Source organism: Actinoallomurus sp. NPDC052308 (assembly GCF_040679195.1).
GTDB lineage: Bacteria > Actinomycetota > Actinomycetes > Streptosporangiales > Streptosporangiaceae > Actinoallomurus > Actinoallomurus liliacearum.
The window spans coordinates 196,696-217,683 of the sequence record NZ_JBFAUM010000013.1 but is presented as its reverse complement, the minus strand read 5'-3'; the positions used below and the strand labels follow the sequence as shown (position 1 = coordinate 217,683).

The window sequence follows — 20,988 nt, the reverse complement described above, 5'->3', positions numbered from 1 at the left end:
TCAAAAGTCCCCCCCCCGCCCCCCCCCCTCCGCCCCCCTCGCGCGCGGCGCCGGTCCGGGCCGGGCGAGGGGGTGTCAGCGGTCGACGGTGCCCAGGGTGACCGGCAGGGACAGCGGGCCGATCGTGAAGAAGGACGGCGAGTACGGAATGGCATCCGGGTCGATCGTCAGGCCGAGCTCCGGGAACCGCCGGTAGAGCGAGGCGAGCGCCAGCCGGCTCTCCAGCCGGGCCAGCGGCGCGCCGATGCAGTACCGCGGGCCGTGCCCGAACCCGAGGTGCCCGGCCTTCTGCTCCCGGGTGAGGTCGAACCGGTACGCGGTCTCGCCGTACTCCTCCGGGTCGAGGCCGGCCGCCTGAAAGACCACCCCGACCGCCTTGCCCTTGGGGATGTCCACCCCCGCGATGGTCACGTCCTCCGCGGTGAACCGGTAGCTGGTCATCATGACCGAGTGGCGGTAGCGCAGCGTCTCGTCGACCACGTCGGACCACCGGTCCCCGGCCTTGGCCAGCGCGAGCTGGTCGGGGTTCTGCGCGAGCGCCACGATGGCGTGCCCGAGGAGGTGGACGGTGGTCTCGTGGCCGGCGACCAGCATCAGCCACAGCAGGCCGACCAGTTCCTCGGTCGTGAGCCTGTCGCCCTCGTCACGGACCTGGACCAGGCCGGAGGTGAGGTCGTCACCCGGCTCCCGCTGCTTGCGCACCACCAGTTCGTGCAGGTAGGCCTGCAGGCTGTTCTGGGTCGCGAACGCCACGTCCGGCGGAGTGGTGTGCGCCAGCAGCGTGGCGGTCCAGTCCCGTAGGCGGTGCCGCTCGTCGGCCGGTATGCCGAACAGCTCGCAGATCACCCACATCGGCAGCGCCTCGGTGAAGGTGGGGACCAGGTCGACGCCGTCACCGGCGGCCGCGACGTCGTCCAGCAGGCTGTCGACGATCTGCTGGATCCGCGGCTCCAGCGCCTGCACCCGTGCCGGGGTGAACGCCTTGCCGACCAGGCCGCGCAGGCGCCGGTGGTCGCCGCCGTCCTTGGTCGACAGGTGACCGCCCTGAACGATGGCGCGCAGCGGCCAGTCCTCGGGGATCGTTCCGTCGTACAGGGCGGGCCAGTGCTCGGGCTCCCGGAGGAAGGTCTTGTTGTCCCCCGCGAGGATCTCCCGTACGGCGTCGTGGGTCAGGGCCAGGTAGGCGGCCACGCCTCCGGGGAACTCCACCTCGACCACGGGAGCGATCTCCCGGAGCCGGAGGCAGGTGTCGAGTGGCCTTTCGTCCGCGGCGGGGAACGAAGGGAGGGTTGTCGCCATGTAACGCCCTTTGTCAAAGAAGTCGGCCAGAGATCGTTACCGAGATACCCGTTCGGAACCCCGAGGGCACGGAGCCGAGCCATCGGTTCACCCGATCGTTACACGGCGCGCCGCGCCGGATCGGCCGCCGGCCACGGCCCGGACGGCCGGGCCGGCGGGAAACACGAAGGTCAGGAGCGGTGGAACACCTTCACCGAGTCCACCAGCATCTGAGCCGAGTCCACGTCCGGGGGCGGCGCGTCGTGATAGGCCCCGTCGGCGACGGCCAGGTCCACAATCAGGTACGCGCCGTCACTGGCGAAGCCGCGCTCGTCGGAGTAGACGAGCCTGCCGTCGTAGTACCAGTCCACGCTCGACGCGCCGAGGTAGGCGCCGAGGTGGTGCCAGCCCGCCGACACGTCGGAGCCGGTCTCGTAGTACTTGGCGGCGCCGCCTCCGGTGTGGTTGGTCAACTCCAGGAGCCCGGCGTGGTCCGGGTGGTACTCGAAGACGTCCACCTCGTTGCCGCCCGCGTTCCAGGTCCAGAACGCCGGCCACATGCCGAGCCGGCCCGGGAGCCTGGTGTGGATCTGGATGTAGTCCCCCTGCTTGACGAAGGCGCCCGCCGAGGGACCATGGCCGCACGAGTCCCCGGTCGCGATGAGACCCGACGTCCAGTCGTACGACGTGCCGTCCGGCGAGGTGTGCGACTGCCGCCGCGCCGTGATCGTCAGCCGGCCGTTCCCCACGGACAGGTTCCCGGGCAGGTTGTACTCGAGCTTGTGATCGGGCTTGTTCCCCCGGCAGGCGTCGGAGTACGACGCGCTCCAGGTGGTCCACTTCGACCCGTCCAGCGCGGAGCCGTCGAAGTCGTCCTGCCAGGTGGTCGACCAGTGTCCGGGGGGCAGCGGATCGGCGGCCCGCGCCGACGCGGGGGCGGCCGCCAGCGTCGCGCCCGCCAGGGCGATGACGCAGCCGGCGGCACGGAGAGTACGCGGCATTCAGTTGTCCTTTCCGACGAGTCGGGTCCGCTCCCCTGACCGGGTGTCCCGTGCCGACCATGATCGCAGCCCGTTGTGGTTCCGCGACTACTTTCCGCGAAGTTCCGGTCGGCGCGGTGCCGCGCACGGCCGCGTCGCCGATCGGAGAGGGCGACCTACCGGTGCGCCGCCGGGGGGACGCGCCAGTCCAGGACGGTGCCGCCGCCGTCGCGAGAGTGGATCTCGAAGGTGCCGCCGAGGGACTGGGCGCGTTCGGCCATGTTCCGCAGGCCGCTGCGGCGGCCGTCCTCGGAGATGCCGACGCCGTCGTCCTCGACGCGCAGCACGAGTTCGTCTCCCACCATGAGGGAGACGCCGACGTGCCGGGCCCCGGAATGCCGCGCCGCGTTGGACAGGGCCTCCTGCAGGACCGCGATGACCTGATCCCCCGTCGCCTCGTCGACCACGATGTCCAGCAGGCCGTCCAGCCGGACGGCGGGGGCGAAGCCCAGGGTCTCGGCGGCACTGTCGATGATGCCGTGCACGCGCGTCCGGAGGGTCTGCTCCATCGTGCTCTGCAACGCGAAGATCGTCGAGCGGATCTGCCGGATCGTGTTGTCGAGGTCGTCGACCGCCCGCTGGACGCGGTGGGCGACCTCCGGCTTCTCGGTGATCTTGATGGCGCTCATCAGCGTCATGGCGGTCGCGAACAACCGCTGGATGACCGTGTCGTGCAGGTCCTTGGCGATCCGGTCGCGGTCCTCCAGGACGACGAGACGCTCCGCGTCCCGGCGGCGGCCCGCCAGCTCCAGCCCGACGGCGGCCTGGGCCGCGAACGGCTCCAGCAGCCGGCGCGCCGGTTCGCCGAAGACGGGCTTGCCGGGGGCGTTCGCCACGGACAACACCCCCCGGGCGCCGCTGCCCACGCCCAGCGGCACGATGAGCGCCGGGCCGACCGGCACCGCCTCGGGAACGCCGACGCGGCGCTCCGCGCCGCTCGCGTCGGCGAGCACGAGCGGCTCACCGCTGCGGAACACCCGGCCGGCCAGGGACTCTTCGATGGGCACCCGGAGACCGTGCAGCTCCTCGGCGTGCTCACCGGCGACCGTCTCGACGACCAGTTCGCCGCCCGCGACGAGCGCGACCATGGCCATGTCCGCGTCGCAGATCTCGCGGGCGCGCTCGGCCACCAGCTCGATCACGTCGCCGGCCTCCGTGCCGGACAGCAGCGTCGTCGACACCTCCGCCGACGCCTGCAGCCACCGCTCCCGGCGCCGGGCCTCCTGGTAGAGCCGGGCGTTCTCGATCGCGACGCCGGCCGCGGTGGCGAGCGCGGTCACGACGCTCTCGTCGTCCTCGTCGAACTCCCCGCCGCCGGCCTTCTCGGTGAGGTACAGGTTTCCGAAGATCTCCTCGCGGACCCGGATCGGCACGCCCAGGAAGCGGCGCATCGGCGGGTGGCCGACCGGGAAGCCGGCCGACTCCGGGTGCGCGGCCAGGTCCGGCAGCCGCAGGGGATGCGGCTCCTTGATCAGCAGGCCGAGGATGCCCTCGCCGTGGGGCCAGTGGCCGATCTCGGCGATTCCCTCCTCGCCGACCCCGACGGTGATGAACTGCACGAGCCGGCCGCCGTCGCCGATGACGCCGAGCGCGCCGTACCGGGCCTCCACGAGCGTGGTCGCGGCCTCGACGATGCGGCGCAGGACCGTCTCCAGCTCCAGGTCACTGCCGATCGACACGACCGCCTCGAGCAGCGCGTGCACCCGGTCCCGCGTGGCCAGGACGGCGTCCAGCCGGGACTGCAGCTCGCCGAGGAGATCGTCCAGGCGAAGCTGCGGCAGCGACAGACGGGCGTGCTCTTCCTCGGGCGGATCCTGGGGCACGTGGACGTCCTCTCTCGAAGGAGCCGGCGGCTCTCTCCATCATCGGCGCCCTGCCGGCGACCCGCCACTCCGGTCCGGAAATGGCGAAGGTCCGCGGGAACGCCGCGAGCCCCGGCCGGGGCCGGGGCTCGCGCGGTCGGGGCGCCCAGGTGGCGCTTGAGGTCTCAGATGCTCCCGGAGAAGGTGTCGCAGCGCGGCGGCTCGCCGGTGTCGTACCCGGTGGAGAACCAGTGCCGGCGCTGCGCGGCCGTGCCGTGGGTGAAGCTCTCCGGGTCGACGCGTCCCCGCGCCCGCTGCTGGATGCGGTCGTCGCCGACCGCCCCGGCGGCGTCGAGGGCCTCGGCGATGTCGCCGTCGGTGAACGGCTTGCTGAAGAAGCCGGTCTGCACGGCGTGCTTGGCCCACACGCCGGCGTAACAGTCCGCCTGCAGCTCCAGGCGGACCGAGGCGCTGGTCGCGCCCTGACGGTCGTTCCCGACCCGGTCCATGGTGCCGAGCAGGTCCTGCACGTGGTGGCCGTACTCGTGCGCGACGACGTACGCCTGCGCGAAGGGCCCGCCCTTGGCCCCGAACTTGTCGTGCAGTTCCTGGAAGAAGCCCAGGTCGAGGTAGACCCGCTTGTCGCCGGGGCAGTAGAAGGGGCCGACCGCCGAGCTGGCGGTGCCGCACGCCGTGGCCGTCGAGCCGCTGAACAGCCGGGTGCGCGCCACCGTGTAGGTCTTGTCCCGGCCGGTGAACTCCTTCTTCCAGTACGCCTGGACGCTGTTGACGACGCCGACGATCCGGCAGTCGTCGGACTGGTCGGCGTCGGCGCCCGTACGGCACTTCGACGACAGGCTGCCGGCGGGCGGCGCGCCGCCGCCGCCGCTGCCGCCGCCACCACCGAGGATGTTGCCCGGGTTGACCCCGAAGAGCACGGCGGCGACCAGGGCGATCAGGCCGATCGCGCCACCGCCGATGGCCATGCCGCCGAAGGGCATGCCGCGCGCGTCCTCGACCTGGGACGCGTCGAGCCCGGCATCGTCGTCGAAGTCCACCAGAAACCTCCCGTGCGTGATCCGACGGGTCGATCCCCCGTGGAGAGAGAATTTAACAACGTTTCACCATGCCATTACGGCGGACGCGAGACGGCGCACGAGATCCTCGTTCACCTCGTGGCCCAGGCCGGGGCCCGGCGGCACCGGGACGAGCCCGTCGGCGGCCCGGATCGGCGGCTCGACGACGTCGCGCTCGTAGTACTTGTCCGAGCCGGACACGTCGCTCGGCAGGGTGAACCCGGGCAGTGACGCGATCGCGACGTTGGCGGCGCGCCCGACGCCGAACTCGTGCATGCCGCCGCACCAGACCTGCCAGCCGGCCGCGACGGCGCGGTCGTGCGCGGCGCGGGCCGGCCCGAGGCCGCCCATCCGCGAGACCTTGATGTTGAGGATCCGGCCGGCCTCGAGGGTGATCGCCGTGTCGAGCCGGTCCAGGTCCTCCACCGACTCGTCCAGGCACAGCGGGGTGGCGATCCGGGCCTGCAGCCGGGCGTGCGCGGCGAGGGCGCCGGGGGCGTACGGCTGTTCGATCATCGTCAGGCCGAAGTCGTCGAGTTCGGTGAACACCGCGCTCTGGTCCTCGGTGTACGCGCCGTTGGCGTCGACGTGCAGGGGCAGTCCGGGCCGTGCCGTGCGGACCGCGCGCACGGGTTCGACGTCCCATCCCGGCGCGATCTTCAGTTTGATCCTGCGATAGCCCTCGGCGGCGTACCGGTCGACCTGGGCCAGCAGGTCGTCGACCGTCCGCTCGATGCCGAGGCTGACGCCCGCCTCGATCGCCGGCCTGGTCCCGCCGAGCGCCCGCGCCAGCGGCAGGTCCGTCGCCCGGCACCACAGGTCCCAGCAGGCCATCTCCACGCCCGCCTTGGCGAACTCGTGGCCGCGGATCCGCGCCCAGGCCGCGCCGACGTCGGCGGGGTGCGCCCAGTCCGCGGAGAGGAGGGCGGGCGCGAGGTACCGGTCGACCATGAGCAGGCAGTCCTCCACGGTCTCCGGGCAGTAGTACGGGTCGCTCGGCGAGGCGATCTCCCCCCACCCGACCGCTCCGTCGCCGTCCTGCACCCGGACGAGGATGTGCTCCAGGTACGCCTTACGGTGTGAGCTGGTCTCGAAGACGCGCACGAGCGGTAGGCTCACCCGGAACACCTCGATCTTCGACACCTTCGGCACGATGCCTCACCTTCCCTCCGGGTCGTCCGGCCGCGCCCGGTCCGCGGGCCGGAACCGGTAGACCGCCGTGTCCGCCGTGCACGTGTTGCAGGAGGTCGCGACGTAGCCCTCGTCGATCAGCCGCCGCAGTTCGGCGGCGAGGTCGTCGCGGACCCGCAACGACGTTTCGCGGTCCCGGGCGACCAGGGCGTCCCAGTCGCGGGGCGCGCCCAGCAGCACGTCCTCGCCCTCCTGGTGGGCCTCTCCCCAGCCGGTGTCCGCGGGCATCGGGGCGGGCGACCCGGCCGGCCGGAGCAGGTCCCACTCGACGATCAGCCGGTCGGTGCGCATGCCCGGATCACGTCCGATGTCCTCGACGCCGTAGAAATCCCGTTCGAACCAGCGGCCCGTCGCACCGAGGACGTCGAGGTTGAAGTGGGCGTTGTGGGTGCGGACCGGGTCGAACGCCCAGCGCATCCGGGTGACGCCGCCGGCCAGGACGTAGTCGCGCTGGCTGAACTTGAGCGCCCGTCCCACACCGCGCCGCTGCCAGTCCGGCCGGACCGCCGCCACCTGCGAGTAGTGGTAGACGGTCCCGCCCTCCGAGCCAAGGAAGCCGTACGTGAACCCGACCAGCTCGTCCCCGGCGAAGGCGCCGATCACCGAGCCGGCGTTGCGCTGCAGCGCGGCGAGCAGGCGGGGGCTGACGGCCGGGTCCGTGGGAGTCAGCGCGAAGGCGGCGCGGTACACCTCCACCCCGGCCCGCATCTCGGCGGAGGTGGTGAGCGGCCGCACCGTCAACTGCGGCGAGAGGGGCTGCACGATGTGCTCATGGGTACGCTCAGTGCAGGGCTGCCACCTGCGGCTTCCTGACTTCATCCATTATCGACGGGCCGCTCACGGGAGGTGAGATGACCCCCGACCTGGCCACCGCCCTGGCCGACGAGACCGCCCGGCTGCTCGATTTCGGGCGCCGGCGGCTCCGGGAGTACGCGCTGGCCGAGTCGCCGTCCGGCGACTCCGCCGCGCTGGCCCGCTGCGCCGGGCTGATCGAGGCCGGCCACCGGGAGGCCGGCGGCACCGTGGCCCGCGAGGGCGAGCACCTGGTGTCGCGGTTCGGCCCGGAGGAGGGCCCGCATCTGCTCCTCGTCGGCCACTACGACACCGTCTGGCCGGTGGGCCGGCTCGACACCATGCCGTACACCGACGACGGCACGACGATCACCGGCCCCGGCACGTACGACATGAAGGGCGGCCTGGTCGCCGTCGAGATGGCGCTGCGCGCACTGCGGGCCGCCGGGACGGCGCCCGCCCGGCAGGTGCGCCTGGTCGTCGTCGCCGACGAGGAGGTCGGCAGTCCCACGGGACGCGCGGCCGTCGAACGTCACCTCGACGGCGCGGTGGCCGTCCTCGGCCTGGAGTCGCCGCACCCAGACGGCGCGCTGAAGAACGCGCGCCGGGGCAGCGTCCGCGTCCGGCTCGGCGTCCAGGGCCGCGAGGCACACGCCGCGCTGGATCCCGGCAAGGGCGTGTCCGCCATCGACGAGCTCATCGACCAGCTCGCCGTGGTCCGCGGCGTCGTGCCGGCCGACGGCACCACCCTCTGCAACGTCGGACGGATCGAGGGCGGCCGACGCGCCAACGTCATCGCCGGCGAGGCGTCCGCCGAGATCGGCCTGCGGTTCGCCTCGGCGGACGCCGAGCGTACGGTGCTGGACGCCCTGGCCGCGCTGCGCCCCGTACGGGCGGGCGCCGCCGTCGAGGCCTCCGTGCTGTCCGCGCGGCCGACCTGGCCGGAGCGGTCCGTGGATCCGCTGCTCGATCACATCGCCGGCCTCGGGGGGCTGCTGGGCCAGCGGATCACCGGCCGGCCCGCCGCCGGTGCCGGGGACACCAACCTGCCCGGGTCGCGCGGGCTGCCCACGCTGGACGGGTTCGGCCCGCCGGGCCGGGGGGCGCACGCCGCGGACGAGGCGATCAGCGTGGCCGGTCTCGCCGACCGGGCCGCTCTCCTCGCGGGGATCATGGCCTGGCCGCCGCCGACGGCGGCGGGTTCCGGAAGCGCCTCGGAGGATCTCCGGTGACCCCCCTACCGCCGCTATACGGCACTATTGCCGCATGTCGGCTCTAACCCGCGCGGAGGCGCAGGCGCGCGCTCGTCTGCTGGACATCCGCACCTACTCGATCCACCTCGATCTGACGCGTGGGGACGAGGTGTTCCACTCCGACGCCGTCGTCCGGTTCGGCGCGGAGCCCGGCAGCGAGACCTTCGTCGAGGTACGGCCCGCGCGCCTGCACCGGGCCCTGCTGAACGGGCGGGAGCTCGATCCGGCGTCCCTGCGGGACGGCCGGCTGCCGCTGACCGGCCTGGCGGCCGACAATGAGCTGCGCGTCGAGGCCGACATGCCGTACTCCCGGACCGGCGAGGGCCTGCACCGGTTCACCGATCCGGCCGACGGCGAGGCGTACGTCGCGTCACAGTGCGCTCCGGACGACGCCCCGCGGCTGTTCGCCTGCTTCGACCAGCCGGACCTGAAGGCGCCGATCGAGTTCGCCGTCACCGCTCCGCCGCACTGGACGGTGCTGAGCAACGGCGCGGGCGCGAAGGACGAGGACGGCCGCTGGCGCTTCGCCCCGACCGTGCCGATCAGCACCTACCTCGCCGCCGTCGTCGGCGGCCCCCTCCACTCGGTCCACGCCGAGCACGACGCGATCCCGCTCGGCGTCCACTGCCGGCGCTCCCTCGCCCCGTACCTGGACGCCGATGAGATCCTCGAGCTCACCCGGCGCTCCCTGGACCGGTACCACGAGCTGTTCGCGGACCGGTACCCGTTCGGGAAGTACGACCAGGTCTTCGTGCCCGAACTGAACTTCGGCGCGATGGAGAACCCCGGCTGCGTCACCTTCCGCGACGAGTTCCTCTTCCGCTCCGCCGTCACCGACGCCGAACGGGAGACCCGCGCCATCGTCATCGCGCACGAGATGGCGCACATGTGGTTCGGGAACCTCGTCACGATGCGCTGGTGGGACGACCTGTGGCTCAACGAGTCGTTCGCCGAGTACATGGGCTACCAGGTCGTGACCGAGACGACCCGCTTCACCACCGCATGGACCGGCTTCACGATCGCCCGCAAGCCGAGCGGCTACGACGCCGACCAGCGCCGTTCGACGCATCCCGTCGCGGCCGAGGGCATCGACGACACCGCCGCCGCGCAGACGAACTTCGACGGGATCTCCTACTCCAAGGGCGCGTCCGTGCTGCGGCAACTGGTCGCCTGGCTCGGTCCCGACGCGTTCTTCGCCGGGATCAACGCCCATTTCGCCGAGCACCGGTTCGGCAACGCCGCCATGGCCGACCTGCTGGACGCCCTCACCGCCGCGAGCGGCCGGGACGTGCACGGCTGGGCCGAACGCTGGCTGCGCACGAGCGGGGTGGACACGCTCCGCCTGGAGCTCACCGAGGCGGACGGCACGCTGACGTCCGCGACCGTCGTCCACACGGGGACGCCGGGTGATCCGTCGGCGCTGCGCCCGCACCGGATCACGGTCGCGACGTACGACCTGGTCGACCGTGCCGAGGGCGGCCGGCGGCTGACGCCGCGGGAGCGCTTCCCGATCGACCTGCCCGCGGACGCGGAGGCGGACGGCACCGCCCGCGTGCCGCTGGAGCGCCTGGCCGGGACGGCCCGGCCCGACCTCATCGTGCTGGACGACGGCGACCTCAGCTACGCCAAGCTCCGGCTGGACGAGCGATCCCGGCGGGCGGCCGCCGAGGCCCTGAACACGATCGACGACGGGCTCACCCGGGCCGTCATCTGGGACACCGCGCGCGACATGGTGCGCGACGGCGAGCTGCCCGCCGTCGAGTTCCTGGCCCTGGTCGAAGCCCATCTGCCCACCGAACCGGACGTCAGTGTGGTCGAGGCCATGCTCGCCTTCGGGCGGCGGCGGGTCGCCGACCGCTACACGCCGCCCACCGCACGGCCGGCGGCCGTGGCGACGCTCGCCGGCGCCTGCCGGGAGATCCTCGCGCGCACGGCGGACGGCTCCGCGCCGACCCTGCGCCTCGCCGCCGTCCGGGAACTCATCCACTGCGCCGAGACCCCGGAGGCGCTCGCCGAGCTCCAGGAGTGGCTGCGGGGCGGGCGCGTCCCGGGCGGCCCCGCGCTCGACCCGGACCTGCGCTGGAGCGTGCTGGCGCAGCTGTCCGCGCACGGCGCGGCGGGCGAGTCCGACATCGGGGCCGAGGTCGCCCGCGATCCCAGCGCCACGGGCCAGGAGGGTGCCGCCCGGTGCCGCGCCGCGCTCCCCGACCCGGCGGCGAAGGAAGCGGCGTGGCAGCGGCTCTTCACCGACGGCGCCCTGTCCAACCGCCTGCTGACCGCGACCGCCCAGGGCTTCTGGCGGCCGGCGCAGGCGGAGCTCACCGCCGGATTCGTCGAACGCTACTTCGCGGACGTGCCGGCGGCGGGCCCGCGCGGTCCGGCGGTGGCCAGGGCGCTCGGCCGGGAGCTGTTCCCCGCCCACGCCGCGACGCCGGCCACCGTACGAGCCGCCGAGGAGTGCCTGGAGCACGCGGACCTGACGACCGCGCTGCGCCGGGCACTCGATGACGAACTCGACGACCTGCGCCGCGCGCTGCGGGTACGCGGCGGCTGACCCGCGGCGCGGCGGATTCCCTACTCGTCCTTGGCGCCCGCGGTCTGCTTGGCCGTCGACCGCCGCGTGCCCGAGGAGGAGCCGGAACCGGACGAGGAGGAGCCGGAGGAGGAGCGTCCGGACGCCGAGGACTTCTTGGCGTCGGAGGACCGCCCGTTACCGGAGGACCGCCGGGTGCCCGAGGACTTCGTCCCGGAGGACTTGACCGACGACTTCGTCCCGGACGAGCTCGCGGACGACTTCGTCCCGGACGACTTGGTCTCGGACGACTTGGTCTCGGACGACTTGGTCGACGACTTCGCGGACGACGACTTCTCGTCGCCGGACTTGGCCACCTCGCCGTCGTGGATCTCGCCACGCCAGCCCTCGGCGTCATCATCCGGGTGGAGCAGCGCCTGCGACATCACGTGCCGCCGGAAGTGCTTGAGCTCGAGCCGGGCCCGCCGTCCCTGCGCGCGCCAGAGGTTGCCGGTCTTCTCCATGAAGCCCTGGGGGTGGTACTCGAGGACGAGCAGCACCCGGGTCAGGTCCGAGGCGAGCTCGTGGAAGGTCACCGCCCCGTCCACGTAGCCCTTCTGGCCGGTGGAGCGCCAGACGATCCGCTCGTCGGGGACCTGCTCGACGATGGTCGACTCCCAGGTGCGGGTGGACCAGAAGATCTTCGCCTTCCAGCGCAGCTTCTCGTCGCCGAGCTGGTCGGTGCCCTGGACCTTCTTCATGAAGGTCGGGAAGTCCTGGAACCGTGTCCACCGGTCGTAGACCAGCCGCCGGGGCGCGCCGATGTCGATCTCTTCGATGATGTTGGTGACCTTCACCTTGGCGGAACCGTCCTTGCCGTTCTTGTCGTTCTTGCCGAGCACCTGCCCACCGACCTCCTTCAACGCGGCGACCCCTCCGGCGACCGCCGCCTTCGCCGACGTCCCACCGGCCTTGCCGATGGACTTGGCCGCGCCGGACGCGACCTTCGGCCCCAGACCACCGCCGCGCCGGGCCTCCTTGGCGACCGTCTTGACGGTGCTCTCGATCTGCTTCGTCACCGGCTTGGCGATGCCCGTCGCATGTTTCACCAGAAAGTTCCCCGGCCGCTCGGCCATCTTCGTACCCTCTCGTTCGAATCCCTGCGTCTTTGCTTGCTTTGACCGGCTTGCTTACCCGGGAAAAGGCGACACATTCGCATTGGCCGCCGATCGTCGGTGAATCACGGCGAGCGCATCGCCGAACACGGCGCGTCAACGAATATCGGCAGCACGGCTACCTGCGGAGGAATAGGTCGCGCTGTCTGGGTAGGACGGTGTTACGTAACGGTTGTCCCCCGAATAGGAGAGGCGCTCCATGCGCAAGAACATTGCCGGTGCGGCGGTGCACAAGACCGCCGAGTCCCGTCCGGACAAGAAGGTCACGCAATCCGCCGGCGCGCTGAAGAACGCGCCGAAGAAAGCGGCTCAGGAAACGGTGATGAAGGGTCTGCGAGCCCCGATCGTCGGAAAGGTGCTGCAGTCGTTCGCGCTGGCCCGGCTGATGCGGGTGCTGGGCGCGGTCATCCGCTTCATCGGGCCGCGCGCCCTGCCGGTGGCCCTCGTGGTCCTCGCGGGCTGGTTCGTCCGCCGCCTGCGGAGGAAGTGACCCGCTCCGCCCGCCGGTGGGAGGGCGGCGCTCCCCGTCGCCGCCCTCCCACCGGCGGACGCTTGTCGCATGCGGCCCGGTCCGGTGTCGGACGGCCGGCGTCGGACCGCTCAGCCCTCGGGCAGGAGCGTCCCGAGCGGGCCCAGGTCGAGGTTGAGATCCTCGGCCGTCAGCCCGAAGTGGTCCTTCAGCCGTTCCATCGCCTCGTCGAGCCGCATCAGCGCCAGACCGAGCTGCTCGACCTGCTCGTCGGTGAGGTTCTCGTCCTCCTCGACCCGCCGCAGGGCCTGTTTCTCCATCAGTTGCCGGATCAGCTCGATCACGGTGAGGACCAGCGCCGCGAGGTCGTGCTCCACGGTCTCCGGGTCCGTCCGCAGTCGCTCAGTGAGGGACGATGTCATCGCATTCCTCTCGCACGGCGGTGATCAGGGCTCGCAGCGACACCCGGACGAGATCGATCTCCGCGATCGAGATGACGAGGTCACCGGCGATCACGACGCCGCCCGCCAGGAGCCGGTCGAGCAGGTCGACGAGGGCGACGCGCTCGGACGGCAGGACCCGCGGGTCCTGCCGTACCGCCACGGCGCGCTCGACGTCCGCGCCTACCGTCATGTCGCGTCCAGTTCGGTGAAGGAGTACGCGGGCCAGGGACCGGTGAGCTCGATCCGTACGCCGGGCATCCGGGTCGCCAGCTCGTCGGCCGCGGCGGCCAGGGCGTCGGTCCGATCCTCGTCGAGCAGGTACGCCACGTTGAGGATCATCGTGCCCTCGTGCCCGGACAGACGGGGGTCCTGCGGCGGATGCTGCCGGCTCGCCACCGCGTGATCGGACAGGGTGGTGTGGATCTCCTGGGCCTGCTCGGCCAGCCGCCGGGACGCGTCCTCCCGGCTCTGCCGCTGGACCCGCCGGCGTCGCAGGTAGGCCATGCCGGGACGCTCGTCCGCGGCGTCGTCCGCGTCGGGCGTCTCCCGCGCCGCAGAGTCCGCGGTCCCGTACGCCTTGACGCCCCACTCGACCCGGCCGACGACGCGCCCGAGGACCTCGGTGAGTTCGTCCCGCCGGTCCCGCAGCAGCTCCCGGACCCGGTCGTCGTCCCGGTAGACCGTCGCGATCCGCACGGGGGCGGTGGGCGCCGACCGCGCCACCGTGTCGACGACGTCGTGGTGGGCCCGCGCCGTCGCCTCCAGCCACCGCAGGTTCTCCAGGTTGCGCCGCAGCCCCGCCTCCCCGAACTCCTCCAGGTCGACGGTGCTCACGAGCGCCGTGAACGCGCCGTCCGCGACGGCGCGCACGGGTGTGCCGGCCACGCCGGAGAGGTCGCGGACGGCGTCGGGAGCAGGGTCCTGCGCCACTCCGTACAGGTAGACGCCGACGTCAGCCACGATCCGCCTCCGCGTCCTCGCCCGTCGTCCGGCTCCGGCCTCTCCTGGTCGTCTTGCGGCCGCCCGCCGTGGTCTTCCGCGAACCGCCGGTGGTCTTGCGACCGCCGGACGACTCCAGGGCGGGGGCCTCCTCCTCCGCGGACGCGCCGTCGCCGCCCTCGAGGGCGGCGAGGCGCTCACGCAGCCGGCGGTTCTCCTCGAGCACCTCGCTCTGCTTACCCGAGAGCGTCGGGTCGTGCTCCCACCAGTCGATCCCCATCTCCTTCGCACGGTCCACGGACGCGACCAGCAGCCGGATCTTGATCGTGAGCAGCTCGATGTCGAGCAGGTTCACGCGGATGTCGCCGACGACGACGATCCCCTTGTCGAGGATCCGCTCGAGGATGTCGGCGAGGTTGGCCGACGACGGCCCGCTCCCGCTCCGCTGGGGAGCGGCGGAGCGGGAGTCGCCGGCCCATGTGACTTCGGTCATCTCTTGTCCCTATCGAACCGACCGCGGAAGTAGCGGTCGGTCCTCCGGTATGAGAGCAGGTTGCCCTCGTCGTCGAGTTCCGCCTCGTACACGGCGAGGATGTCGTTGGTGTCCGGGATGCGGCCGGACTCCACGACCTCCACGCCGACCTTCCAGCCGTCGTCGGTCCGTTCCAGCGCGATCACGCCCTCGCTGTCCCGGCCCGTCATCTCGGCGACGTGCTCGACGGCCTTCCGGGCTATCTCCTCCGGGGAGAGGCCGTCCCTGCTCCGGCCGTTCTCACTCTGGCCGCCTCTCTTCTGGCCGCCTTCGTTCTGGGCGCTTCTACTCCGGGTGCTTCTGCTCTGGGCCACGGTCACCTACCTCCGGCGGGACCCCTCTGCCAGCAGGTTCACCAGTTCGTCCTCCTGGCGGGCGGCCTCTTCCTCGCTGATCTCGCCAGCGTCACGAGCCTCGGCCACCTCTTCCAGGAGGCGGACGATGCGCTGGGGGTCGTACAGCTGGCGTTCGGCCTGTTCCTGTACCTGTTCGGCGAGCCATACGACCCCCCGTACCGGAGCCAGCGGCAACAGCACCAGCCCGGTGAAGAGTCCCATGTCAGCTCTCCTGGCCCACGAAGTCGTAGGGCGGCAGGGGGCCGGCGACGCGGACGCGGATGCGTCCCTCGTTGTCCTTGCCGACCTCGTCGACGAGCTTCTGGAACGCCTCGCGCTCCTTCCGGTCGATCAGGAAGCCGGCGTCGAGCACGTCGTCCTCGCGGGACAGCTCGCGCTGCGCGACCGCCGTCGCCCGGGGCGCCAGGGCGTCGAGCAGGCCCTGCCCGTCATTCTGCCGGCGGCGGGTGAAGGCCTGCGCGATGAGCTCGCCGAGCCGTACCCGGTCGTAGTAGGCCGCGTCCTCGGGAAGCTCGCGGACCCGCTGGTTGAGCTCGGCGATCTCCGGCTCCTCCTGGACCATCTCGCGCAGCACGGCGTCCTCCTCGTACCGTGCCTTGATCCGCACCTCGATCTGCCCGCGCAGGGGTTCGAGCTGCTCGACGAACGTGTCCTCGTGGGGGCTCAGGAGCTCCTCGACGACCGCGTCCCGGTCCGCCAGGGCGCCGCCGAAGCGGAAGGGCAGGATGGTCCCGCCGGCCTCGACGATCGCCTGGAGGACACCCTGGTGGGCCATGAGGTCGTCACGCGTGCCGAGGGGCCGGTCGGCGGCCAGGTCGCTCACCAGGGCGGCGCAGCGTCCGTGGGAGACCAGGGACACCTCCTGGCCGTCGATCCCCTTCAGCGTCCCGGGGATCTCCACGTCGGCGTCGGTGACGCCGTAGACGTACTGCACGGTCACTGCTCCTCCTCGTCGTCTTCGTCCTTCTTCCTGCGGGATCCGGCCTTCTCCTTGTCCTGGCCCCGGCCGAGGGAGTCGCGGAGCGTCTCACCGGCGCCCTGCAGCGCGCCCCTCGTCTTGCGCTTGGCGCCGCTCTCCGTCATCTGGCCGATCATCTGGGGGAGGCCCGCGCTGGAGCCGTCGTTGGCGATGTCGAGGCGGTTGCAGGCCTCGGCGAAGCGCAGATAGGTGTCGACGCTGGCGATGACGACCCGCGCGTCGATGCGGAGGATCTCGATGCCGATGAGGGAGACCCGGACGAAGGCGTCGATGACCAGGCCCTTGTCGAGGATCAGCTCGACGACGTCGGCGAGACCGCCGCCGCCACCACCGGAGGACTGTTGTACCGGAGCGCCACGCTGGGCTATCTGCCCGCTGCCCATGGTTCATTCCTTTCTTCGACGGTCCGGCCGGAACCGGTACCCGCGGTTCGGCCGATGGTCCAGCGGCTACCCGCACAAATCGCCTCCAAACAGACATGGGCTCTGCGGCGTCCGTAACCAACGCCCGAGGTCACCGGCATATCCCCGCCGTGCTCGACGGAGCGAGAGCGACCCCGTACGAGGCGTAGGAAGGGAGGCCGGAAAACCGCAGAAATGTCACTCAGCGTTGACACGCGGGCACGATCCGGCAGATCTTCCGGTCCTCGTGAATACCGGTGGGTTCCGCTGCGGCGGCGGCTCGGGAGAAGATGTCGGACAGTGCTCGCCATTCTCGGATGGAGTGACGGATGACCGCCCTGCTGATCCTGCACCAGGACGACGACGTGGCACTGGCCACCGAGGATCTCGCGGCCGGCACGCCGGTCCGCGCCGGACTGGTCACCCGGGACGGCGTGCCGCGCGGCCACAAGGTCGCCCTGCGCGACCTGCCCGCCGAAGCCCAGGTGCGCAAGTACGGCCAGGTCATCGGCTTCACGACGCGTCCGGTGGCCGCCGGGGAGCACGTGCACACCCACAACCTCGGCTTCCAGATGTTCGACCGGGAGTACGAGCACGGCGTCGCCGTCCGGCCGCAGGAGACGCTGCCCGCCGCGGAGCGGGCGACCTTCGACGGGATCCTCCGGCCCGACGGCCGGGTCGCCACCCGCAACCACATCGGGATCCTCGCCACGGCGGACCACTCGGTCGCGACCGCCCGGCGGATCGCCGAGCGGTTCCGCCGGCAGGAGGGGCCGCCCGGCCCCCTGGACGCCTACCCGGCGGTGGACGGGGTGGTGGCGCTGCCCCACGGCCTCGGACGCGGGACGGCAGGTGCGGGCGGCGAAGAGGCCGCCGTGCTGCGGCGCACCCTCACCGGGTACGCGTGCCATCCGAACTTCGCCGGCTTCCTCGTGCTCGGCCTCGGCGGCGAGCTCGACGAGGTCCGGTCCCTCGCCGAGGAGTGGGGGATCGGCGCGGACACGCCCGTGGTGCCGATGGCGGTCCAGGCGCTCGGCGCCACCCGGGCGGCGGTCGCCGAAGGGGTCGCCCGGATCACGGAGCTGCTGCCCGCCGCGAACGCCGTGCGCCGGCGGCCCGTGCCCGCCTCCGAGCTCATCCTGGCGATGGAGTGCGGCGGCTCGGACGGCTACTCCGGCATCACCGCGAACCCGGCCCTCGGCGCGGCCGCGGACCTGCTCATCCGGCACGGCGGCACGGCGGTGTTCGGCGAGACGCCGGAGATCTACGGCGCCGAGCACCTGCTCGTCCGGCGGGCGGTCAGCCGGGAGGTCGGGGAAAAGCTTATCCGCCGGATCCGCTGGTGGGAGGAGTACACCGCCGGGCACGGCGGCTCCATGGACAACAACCCCTCCCCCGGCAACAAGGCCGGCGGCCTGACCACCATCCTGGAGAAGTCGCTGGGCGCGGCCGCCAAGGGCGGTCAGTCCAACCTGGCCGACGTCGTGGAGTACGCCGAGCCCGTCACCGCCAAGGGCCTGGTGTTCATGGACACGCCGGGCTACGACCCGGTCAACGCGACCGGGATGGTGGCCGGCGGCGCGCACGTCCTGTGCTTCACGACGGGCCGCGGGTCGGTGTTCGGGTGCAAGCCGACGCCCAGCCTCAAGCTCGCGACGAACACGCCGCTGTACGAGCGGATGACCGACGACATGGACATCAACTGCGGCCTGATCGCCGACGGCGAGTGCGACGTCGCCGAGATGGGCCGGCGGATCTTCGACCTCATCCTGGACACCGCGTCCGGCCGCCGCACGCGCAGCGAGGAGCTCGGCTTCGGCGACGAGGAGTTCGTGCCCTGGCAGCTCGGCGCGGTAGTGTGACGCGACCGAGGTCAGGTCTCGTTTTCGCCACTGATCGCGCGAGCGTCTTGGTGTGCTCTTTACCTTTTCTGTAGCTTTGCTCCCTCGATCGACCGTGTCACGAGACGGGGACAGATGGACTTCCAGACTTTCCAGGCGCAGCGGCGGCTGCTCATCCGCCAGCGCGTCCGGCTGATGGTGAACCAGTACGAGGTGCACGCCGAGAACCCGGACGGCTCCGAGGGCGAGCTCATCGCCTTCGCCCAGCAGAAGCGCCTGGCGTTCAAGGAGCAGGTCACCTTCTACAGCGACGACCGCAAGGAGCACCCGCTCTTCGGATTCAAGGCCCGCCAGCGCCTCGACCTCGGCGCGACCTACGACGTCACCGACCCGGGCGGGCAGCCGATCGGCAACTTCCGCAAGGACTTCAAGGCCTCGCTGCTGGCCTCCACCTGGCACCTGGAGCAGCCGGGCCTCGGCGTGACCACCGGGACGGAGCGCAGCAAGTTCGTCGCGATCCTGCGCCGCGTCTGGGACTTCATCCCCTACGTCGACAGCCTCCCGTTCGCCTGGCCGTACCACTTCGACTTCACCGCGAACGAGCAGGAGACGTTCTTGGTGGACAAGAAGTTCGCGCTGCGCGACAAGTACGTCGTCGACATCAAGGACCCGCGTCTGGACCGCCGGCTGGTCATCGCCCAGGCGGTCGCGCTGGACGCGCTGCAGCACCGCTGATCCGTTCGTCGAGCGGCCCGGAGGCCGCCGGGCCGCTCGACGTACGGGGTCCGGCCGGCCGGGCCCGCGGTCAGCGGACGCGGACCGGCGCCGACAGCGGCAGGTTCCGCGAGGAGTCCCCGACCGCGACGACGTGGCGGCCGCCGACGGTCGTCCACCGCTGCGACGCGGTGTCCCAGACGGAGAACGCCCGCGCGTCCAGCCGTACCGTCACCCGCCTGGTCTGTCCGGGCCGCAGCGTCACCTTCGCGAAGCCCTTGAGCTGCTTGGGCGGCTCACCGGCCGACGGCGGCGCCGTGACGTAGACCTGGGCGACCTCGGCACCCGTACGGGATCCGGTGTTGCGGACGTCCACGCTCACCGTCACCCGCCCGTGCCGGTCCGCCACCGGCGAGACCTTCAGCCGGCCGAACGCGAAACCCGTGTACGACAGGCCGTACCCGAAGGGGAACAACGGCTGCTCGCCCTGCGTGTCGTACCAGCGGTAGCCGACCTCCAGCCGCTCGGAGTAGTTCACGGTGCCGTTGACGCCCGGGTACCGGTCCGGCGTGCTCGTCGGCGTCTGCTCCTCGCCGCGCGGGAAGGTCACCGGCAGCTTGCCCGAGGGGTTCACGTCGCCGAACAGCAGCGCCGCGAGCGCGTTGCCGTCCTCCTCGCCCGGATACCAGGTCTCCAGCACGGCGGGGACGTCGTCGATCCACGGCATCAGCACGGGCGCGCCGCTGTTGAGGACGACGATCGTGCGCGGATTGGCGGCGACGACGGAGCGGACCAGCTGATCCTGGCCGGCGGACAGCGACAGGCTCGTACGGTCCGTGCCCTCCTTCTCCAGGTCGCCCACGATGACGACGGCGACGTCCGAGGAACCGGCCAGCTTCGCCGCCGCGGCCGCGTCGGAGCCGTCCGAGCTCTGGACGGTGACGCCCGCGCCGACCCGCTTCTGGATGCCCGCGACCGGGCTGACGGTGTACAGCGGGTCGACATGCGCGCTGCCGCCGCCGCCCGGGTGCGCGACCTGGGCGTACGGCCCGACCACCGCGATCGAGTGCAGGCCGGTCGCGGGGAGCGGCAGGGCCGCGCCGGAGTTCTTCAGCAGCACGGCGGTCTGCTCGGCCACCGACCGCGCCACCGCTCCCCCGGCCGCCGCGTCGATGGGCGTGACCGTCCGCGGGTGGTCGAACAGCCCGGCGCGGATCTCGATGGCGAGCCGGCGCACGATCATGGTGTCGAGCCGCGCCATGCTCACCTCGCCGTCGAGGACGGCCTGCTTGAGCTCCTGGTCGTACGGGCCGTTGTCCCGCAGTTCGAGGTCCTGCCCCGCGGCCGCGGCGCCGACCGCGGTGTGCGTGGCGCTGGCGTCGGACTGGACGAAGCCGCGGAAGCCCCACTGGCCGCGCAGCACGTCCGTGAGCAGGTGCGGGTTCTCGCACATGAACGAGCCGTTGACCGACGGGTAGGCGCACATCACCGAGGCGGCGTGGCCCTCCTTCACCGCCGCCTCGAACGCCGGCAGGTGGATCTCGTGGAGCGTACGGTCGTCGATCCGCTCGTCGATGGTCCGGCGGTTCGTCTCCTGGTCGTTGGCCGCGTAGTGCTTCACCTCGGCCAGCACGCCCTGGCTCTGGATCCCCTGGATGTCGGCCGCCGCGAGCCGCCCCGCGAGGTAGGGGTCCTCGCCGTAGTTCTCGAACGCCCGGCCGTTCCGGTAGACGCGGACCATGTTGACGTCGGGCGCCTCGAGCAGGCTGTGGCCGACGTTCGCCGTCTCCCGGCCCTCGACGACGCCGTACCGCCGGGCCAGCTCCGGGTCGAACCCGGCGGCGAGGGCGACGGGCGCGGGCAGTGCCGTGGCGTCGGGCTGGGTCCCCACCGCGCCGGTGCCGACGCCCGCGGGGCCGTTGCTGATGAGGAAGTCGGGGATGCCGAGCCGGGGAATGCCGGGCACCAGCCGCGAGACCCCGCCGGCGCCCTTCCCGGTGGTGTGCGTCTGGGTGATCTTCTCGTCCAGCGTCATCTGGGCGACGAGCGCCGCGGCACGCTGCTCCGGCGTCGGGGCGGGGGCCGGTCCGGCCACGGCGGCCGGTACGACGGCGAGCGGCCCGATCAGGGCGACGGCCGCCGCGATCGCGGTGGGCAGGCGTCTCAATGGTCCTCCTCGGAGGTCAGGGGCTCGG

Annotated in this window: 21 protein-coding genes; 5 read left to right on the top strand and 16 right to left on the bottom strand. The window is 72.2% G+C overall.

All coding sequences use genetic code 11. The annotated features are described in order from the left end of the window. Positions 1-75 precede the first annotated feature (75 nt). The 6 genes from AB0L00_RS27820 to AB0L00_RS27795 form a co-directional block, all read right to left on the bottom strand. A complete protein-coding gene (locus tag AB0L00_RS27820) occupies positions 76-1,299 on the bottom strand; it encodes a cytochrome P450 (protein WP_364440042.1) in 1,224 nt (407 codons plus the stop codon). A gap of 170 nt (positions 1,300-1,469) precedes the next feature. Next, the gene (locus AB0L00_RS27815; protein ID WP_364440041.1) at positions 1,470-2,279 is read right to left on the bottom strand and encodes a glycoside hydrolase family 16 protein; all 810 of its coding nucleotides are present in this window, start codon (positions 2,277-2,279) and stop codon (positions 1,470-1,472) included. Between the two features lie 155 nt (positions 2,280-2,434). Continuing rightward, entirely contained in the window at positions 2,435-4,141 is a 1,707-nt protein-coding gene (locus tag AB0L00_RS27810; protein ID WP_364440039.1) for a GAF domain-containing protein, read from the bottom strand. 164 nt (positions 4,142-4,305) lie between these two features. After that, positions 4,306-5,178 carry a neutral zinc metallopeptidase gene (locus tag AB0L00_RS27805; RefSeq protein ID WP_364440037.1) on the bottom strand — a complete coding sequence of 291 codons (873 nt, stop codon included), beginning with the start codon at positions 5,176-5,178 and terminating at the stop codon, positions 4,306-4,308. A gap of 63 nt (positions 5,179-5,241) precedes the next feature. Next, positions 5,242-6,348: an o-succinylbenzoate synthase gene (gene menC, locus AB0L00_RS27800; protein ID WP_364440035.1), complete on the bottom strand. Its 1,107-nt coding sequence runs from the start codon at positions 6,346-6,348 to the stop codon at positions 5,242-5,244. Between the two features lie 6 nt (positions 6,349-6,354). Next, positions 6,355-7,149 (bottom strand): GNAT family N-acetyltransferase, encoded by a 795-nt coding sequence (locus AB0L00_RS27795; RefSeq protein ID WP_364440033.1) that lies wholly within the window; start codon positions 7,147-7,149, stop codon positions 6,355-6,357. An 89-nt stretch (positions 7,150-7,238) separates the two neighbouring features. Between AB0L00_RS27795 and AB0L00_RS27790 the strand changes: the two genes are divergently transcribed. Continuing rightward, on the top strand, positions 7,239-8,411 hold the full coding sequence (locus AB0L00_RS27790; protein WP_364440031.1) for a M20/M25/M40 family metallo-hydrolase: 1,173 nt from the start codon (positions 7,239-7,241) through the stop codon (positions 8,409-8,411). Positions 8,412-8,445: 34 nt separating this feature from the next. Further along, a complete protein-coding gene (gene pepN / locus AB0L00_RS27785; RefSeq protein ID WP_364440029.1) occupies positions 8,446-10,986 on the top strand; it encodes an aminopeptidase N in 2,541 nt (846 codons plus the stop codon). A gap of 20 nt (positions 10,987-11,006) precedes the next feature. Here pepN and AB0L00_RS27780 read toward each other — a convergent pair whose 3' ends face one another. Next, positions 11,007-12,053, bottom strand: a complete 1,047-nt coding sequence (locus AB0L00_RS27780; protein WP_364440027.1) for an SRPBCC family protein — start codon at positions 12,051-12,053, stop codon at positions 11,007-11,009. Between the two features lie 265 nt (positions 12,054-12,318). On the opposite strand from AB0L00_RS27780, the gene AB0L00_RS27775 reads away from it, so the two are divergent. Beyond that, on the top strand, positions 12,319-12,609 hold the full coding sequence (locus AB0L00_RS27775) for a hypothetical protein (RefSeq protein WP_345363288.1): 291 nt from the start codon (positions 12,319-12,321) through the stop codon (positions 12,607-12,609). Positions 12,610-12,719: 110 nt separating this feature from the next. Here AB0L00_RS27775 and AB0L00_RS27770 read toward each other — a convergent pair whose 3' ends face one another. Genes AB0L00_RS27770 through gvpJ form a run of 8 tightly spaced genes read right to left on the bottom strand, consistent with a single transcriptional unit; the run spans position 12,720 to position 16,205 of the window. After that, positions 12,720-13,010 carry a gas vesicle protein K gene (locus tag AB0L00_RS27770; protein WP_345363290.1) on the bottom strand — a complete coding sequence of 97 codons (291 nt, stop codon included), beginning with the start codon at positions 13,008-13,010 and terminating at the stop codon, positions 12,720-12,722. Beyond that, positions 12,991-13,221, bottom strand: a complete 231-nt coding sequence (locus AB0L00_RS27765; RefSeq protein WP_364440025.1) for a gas vesicle protein — start codon at positions 13,219-13,221, stop codon at positions 12,991-12,993. The genes AB0L00_RS27770 and AB0L00_RS27765 overlap by 20 nt, the downstream gene beginning before the upstream one ends. Then, positions 13,218-13,991 carry a GvpL/GvpF family gas vesicle protein gene (locus AB0L00_RS27760; protein ID WP_364440023.1) on the bottom strand — a complete coding sequence of 258 codons (774 nt, stop codon included), beginning with the start codon at positions 13,989-13,991 and terminating at the stop codon, positions 13,218-13,220. The genes AB0L00_RS27765 and AB0L00_RS27760 overlap by 4 nt, the downstream gene beginning before the upstream one ends. Continuing rightward, positions 13,984-14,463 carry a gas vesicle protein gene (locus AB0L00_RS27755; RefSeq protein WP_364440022.1) on the bottom strand — a complete coding sequence of 160 codons (480 nt, stop codon included), beginning with the start codon at positions 14,461-14,463 and terminating at the stop codon, positions 13,984-13,986. Before AB0L00_RS27755 ends, AB0L00_RS27760 begins: the two co-directional genes overlap by 8 nt. After that, complete coding sequence (locus AB0L00_RS27750) at positions 14,460-14,822, bottom strand: gas vesicle protein (RefSeq protein WP_364440020.1); 363 nt, start codon at positions 14,820-14,822, stop codon at positions 14,460-14,462. The genes AB0L00_RS27755 and AB0L00_RS27750 overlap by 4 nt, the downstream gene beginning before the upstream one ends. Next, positions 14,823-15,059: a gas vesicle protein GvpG gene (locus AB0L00_RS27745; protein ID WP_345363300.1), complete on the bottom strand. Its 237-nt coding sequence runs from the start codon at positions 15,057-15,059 to the stop codon at positions 14,823-14,825. It lies immediately after the preceding gene. 1 nt (position 15,060) lies between these two features. Beyond that, on the bottom strand, positions 15,061-15,798 hold the full coding sequence (locus AB0L00_RS27740; RefSeq protein WP_364440018.1) for a GvpL/GvpF family gas vesicle protein: 738 nt from the start codon (positions 15,796-15,798) through the stop codon (positions 15,061-15,063). After that, positions 15,795-16,205, bottom strand: coding sequence for a gas vesicle protein GvpJ (gvpJ, locus tag AB0L00_RS27735; RefSeq protein ID WP_345363717.1), 411 nt, complete (start codon positions 16,203-16,205; stop codon positions 15,795-15,797). Before gvpJ ends, AB0L00_RS27740 begins: the two co-directional genes overlap by 4 nt. 362 nt (positions 16,206-16,567) lie before the next feature. Between gvpJ and AB0L00_RS27730 the strand changes: the two genes are divergently transcribed. Together AB0L00_RS27730 and AB0L00_RS27725 are read left to right on the top strand one after the other, a co-directional pair. Beyond that, a complete protein-coding gene (locus tag AB0L00_RS27730; RefSeq protein WP_364440016.1) occupies positions 16,568-18,100 on the top strand; it encodes an altronate dehydratase family protein in 1,533 nt (510 codons plus the stop codon). 114 nt (positions 18,101-18,214) lie between these two features. Continuing rightward, positions 18,215-18,814 (top strand): hypothetical protein, encoded by a 600-nt coding sequence (locus AB0L00_RS27725; RefSeq protein ID WP_364440014.1) that lies wholly within the window; start codon positions 18,215-18,217, stop codon positions 18,812-18,814. Positions 18,815-18,884: 70 nt separating this feature from the next. On the opposite strand, the gene AB0L00_RS27720 is transcribed toward AB0L00_RS27725, so the two are convergent. Further along, positions 18,885-20,960, bottom strand: a complete 2,076-nt coding sequence (locus tag AB0L00_RS27720; protein ID WP_364440012.1) for a glycoside hydrolase family 3 C-terminal domain-containing protein — start codon at positions 20,958-20,960, stop codon at positions 18,885-18,887. Between the last annotated feature and the right edge of the window lie 28 nt (positions 20,961-20,988).